Source organism: Ancylomarina sp., assembly GCF_041555295.1.
Lineage (GTDB): Bacteria > Bacteroidota > Bacteroidia > Bacteroidales > Marinifilaceae > Ancylomarina.
Genome location: NZ_JBFFKR010000286.1, coordinates 1 through 4073, shown reverse-complemented (window position 1 = coordinate 4073; position 4073 = coordinate 1). Strand labels below are relative to the sequence as shown.

At 36.7% G+C, this 4073-nt stretch carries 3 protein-coding genes; all 3 read right to left on the bottom strand.

What is annotated here, in order from left to right; genetic code table 11:
- Nucleotides 1–967 (bottom strand): threonine synthase (gene thrC, locus ABY905_RS14685; RefSeq protein WP_372645200.1); only part of this gene is annotated, 967 nt, incomplete at its 3' end.
- 38 nt (nucleotides 968–1005) lie between these two features.
- Nucleotides 1006–1941 carry a homoserine kinase gene (locus ABY905_RS14680; RefSeq protein WP_372645198.1) on the bottom strand — a complete coding sequence of 312 codons (936 nt, stop codon included), beginning with the start codon at nucleotides 1939–1941 and terminating at the stop codon, nucleotides 1006–1008.
- Between the two features lie 34 nt (nucleotides 1942–1975).
- Nucleotides 1976–4073, bottom strand: a 2098-nt coding sequence (gene thrA, locus ABY905_RS14675) for a bifunctional aspartate kinase/homoserine dehydrogenase I (RefSeq protein WP_372645196.1), incomplete at its 5' end; no start/stop codon positions are given.

Below are 4073 nucleotides of genomic sequence, written 5' to 3'. Positions count from 1 at the left end.
GAGGATGATTTTCTTGGTATAAAGTCATCATTCTATCAAAATTACTAGGAGCTCCTACGTCCATTGCGTTAGAGATAGTACGAATCGAAGCTTTACTCACATATTTTCCAGTGTCCAGATAATCAGGAACAACTTTGTTTATGTTGGTTGAGGCAATAAACTTTTTAATAGGGAGTCCCATTTGTTTAGCCATTAAGCCAGCAGTTAGGTTGCCATAGTTGCCACTAGGAACAGATACGACTAGATCTTTGTTCTGATGTTTAAGTTGTCCGTAAGCATAGAAATAGTAGAAGCTTTGAGGAATTAATCGCGCAATATTAATTGAATTAGCAGAGCTTAATTTCATCTTCTTATTCAAATCTTTATCCTGAAATGCCTGTTTTACTAAGGCTTGGCAATCGTCAAAACTTCCATCAATTTCGAGAGCAGTTATGTTTTTACCAAGTGTGGTTAATTGTTGCTCTTGAATTTGACTGACTTTACCAGATGGGTATAAAATGATAACCTCAATGTTTTCTATGCCAAGGAAACCATTTGCAACAGCACTACCTGTATCTCCTGAAGTCGCAACTAGAATCGTGATCTTCTCATCACTCTCTTGGGCAAAATAACTAAGGCATCTCGACATGAATCTAGCTCCTACATCTTTAAAAGCACAACTTGGTCCATGAAATAATTCCAATGAGTAAACATTGGGCTCAAAAGAAACGAGAGGTGTAGGGAAGTTTAGAGCATCCTCACAAATTTCTTTAAGCTTACCTGAAGGAATATCATCTCCTAAAAAATGACTTGCGACCTCAAAGCCAATTTCGGCTAAGCTTAAATTGTGCAGATTATCTATGAAAGATTTATCAAGCAGTGGGAGATGTTCGGGATAAAACAAACCGCCGTCTGGAGCAAGCCCTTTTATGACAGCTTCTTTAAAACTGACTGATAGATTTTTATTATTAGTGCTGAAATATTTCATTCTATTGGGTGGTTAATTTGATTAATAGTTCGTGATTCTTATGATTCTTCGAGTATTCTTACACCCTTGCTACTGACTTGCGACGAATAGATATAGAATGGAATATCTGTTTTAGAAAACACATCCTTCATTGCTAAACTGATATCTTTAGCTTTATTTTGCCCTTCGCACAATGCAAAAACAGATGGTCCGGAACCCGAAATACTACAGCCTAAGGCTCCTGCATTCATCACTGCATTTTTAAGTTTATCGAACTTTGGAATCAAAACTTTGCGTTGCTCTTCTATAATATGATCTTCGAGAGAACGACCAATTAATGCATAATCAGAACAATGCAAGCCCGATATTAAACCAGCCACATTTCCCCATTGACGGATCGCTTTTTTTAGATTTATGACAGGTGATAATAATTCTCGTGCTTCTTTGGTTTTAATTTCTATTTGAGGATGTATGACCACACACCAAAGATCTTTTGGAGATTCTATTTGAATGATATCAAGCGGATCGTAGGCACGAATAATGCAAAAACCGCCTAAAACAGTTGGAGCTGCATTGTCAGCGTGTGCGTCTCCAGATGCAGCGACTTCTCCTTGCATAGCAAAATCAACCAATTGAATACGACTGTATGGTTTTCCCAGTAATTCATTAACGGCAACAACTGCACCTGCAGCACTAGCTGAACTTGAACCAATTCCACTTCCTGGTTTGATGTTCTTTTTGATTTCAATATCAAAGCCCTGATCGCTCCCTAAATCATCTAATAAAGCTTGGATTGCAACGCCTGCTACATTTTTTGTCGGCTCAGTGGGTAAGTTTTCGTAACCTTCAATAGGTTTAATATTGATTTTTTTTGACTCATTCTTACTAAGAATCATTTCATCACCAATTCCATCTATGGCAAATCCTAAAATGTCGAATCCACATCCAACATTTGAGACACTTCCTGGTGCAAATACTTTTATACTTTTATTCATTTTGCTTGTATATATAGAGACGATCTTTAATTTATTATTTAGAAGAAATACTGATGATATCACCAAATATACCAGATGCTGTTACTTCTGCACCAGCTCCAGCACCTTTTATAATCATGGGCTGATCTTTATACCAAAGTGTACTTAAAGATACGATACTATCTTTTCCATCGATATTATAAAAAGGATGATTGACATCTACAGCCTTTAATCCAACTTTGGCTTTTCCATCTTTAAAACTAGCGACATATCTGAAACGAACGTCTTGATCCTTCATTTGCTTTCGCCAGTTCTCAAAAAAATCTCTCTTTTCAATTATTCTCTCGACTAATTCATATGTTGTACTTGATTCCAGACAGTAATCTGGCACCATAGCTTTAAGTTCAACATCTTCAGCTTCTAAAGCATATCCCGATTCACGAGCTAGAATCAGAAGCTTACGTAAGACATCAACGCCATTCAAATCAAGTTTCGGGTCTGGTTCTGTAAAACCTTCATCCATTGCAAATTTTAATGCTTCATCAAAACTATATCCTTCAATAAATTTATTGATAATGTAGTTAAGACTACCTGAAACCACCGCTTCGATACTTGTGATTTGATCTCCGGTATTTTTTAAATAATTGATAGTACTGATGACGGGCAAACCTGCACCAACATTACTCTCAAATCTAAAATCGACATTATTCTTCTTAGCCGCAGATTTTAATTGTTTATAGCTTTCATAGTCTGATGAAGCTGCAATTTTGTTACAAGCAACTATCGAAGCAGTCGAGTCCAATATTTGTTTGTAAACATCACTGACTTCCTGACTTGCTGTGATATCCACGAAAATTGAATTTCGTAGATTAGAATCACCAATGTGTTTAATGAATTTATCGATATCTGCGACTTGTCCTTTTTGATCAAGTTTGCTTTTCCAATCATATATCAGGTTCTCATCTTTTGCGAAAACCATTTTTCGACTATTGCTAATAGCTCTAATGATAAGATCAATACCATTTTCCTCTACCAAATGTTTGTGTTGATTCTTAATGTGTTCTAAAAGTTTACTTCCCACATTTCCAACACCAGCTATATAAAGGTTTATCTTTTTCGAGGTAGAAAGAAAGAATTTTTCGTGTATGACATTCAAAGCCTTTTTAACATCAACAGTTCTGACCATGAATGTGATGTTTAGCTCATTTCCACCTTGTGCCATAGCACGAATGTTTAAACCATTCTTTCCAAGAACACCAAATACCTTACCTGAGATGCCAGGTGTATAACCCATATCTTCACCAACAATTGCGATTATCGACAAATCAAGTTCTAGCTTTGGTTTATCAACATGATTCATCGCAATCTCTGCAGCAAATTCGTCCTCTATTACATTGCAAGCTTTGTCACAATCATCTTCATGAACAGCAACACTCATACTGTGTTCCGATGATGATTGGGTGATGAGGCTTACGTTAATCTTTTGATTTGCTAAACATGAGAATAATCTAGCAGCAAAACCACTTATTCCAACCATTCCACTTCCCGAAAGAGTAATAAGGTTAATATGATTGATTGAAGACAGTCCTCTTACTGTAGTTCGTTCAGCTTTCGGCTCAGAGCTTATTAAAGTTCCCTGTGCTTCAGGTTCAAATGTATTTTTAATCAGTATGTCAATTTTCTTTTGTAGAACAGGAGTTAGGGCAGGAGGATACATCACCTTGGCTCCAAAGTGAGACAATTCCATAGCTTCCTGAAAAGACATTTGATCGATAGGAATAGCTTGTGATACTAATCGTGGGTCAGCAGTGTACATCCCGCTCACATCAGTCCAAATCTCCAATTGTTTAGCATCTAAGGCAGCAGCTAAAATTGAGGCTGTATAGTCAGAACCACCACGTCCCAATAAAGTGGGCTCACCTTTTTCGTTTGAAGCAATGAAACCAGGGAATATTGCCAGATTAATTTCATCTTTTATTGCATTTATTCTTCTGTAGCTATCCTCTCTATTAAGGAGTATCCCCTTATTGTCAATTGTTTTTATGTATTCTCTTGAGTCGTAATGTTTAGCATTCAGATCTGATTGTTGAAAATAACAAGTAATAAGTTCTGATGAAAGTTCTTCGCCTAGTCCGAGTACCCGACATTTCACT

Coding starts and splice junctions, on each gene's coding strand:
- ABY905_RS14680 (WP_372645198.1), bottom strand. CDS start 1,941: ATGAATAAAAGTATAAAAGTATTTGCACCAGGAAGTGTCTCAAATGTT.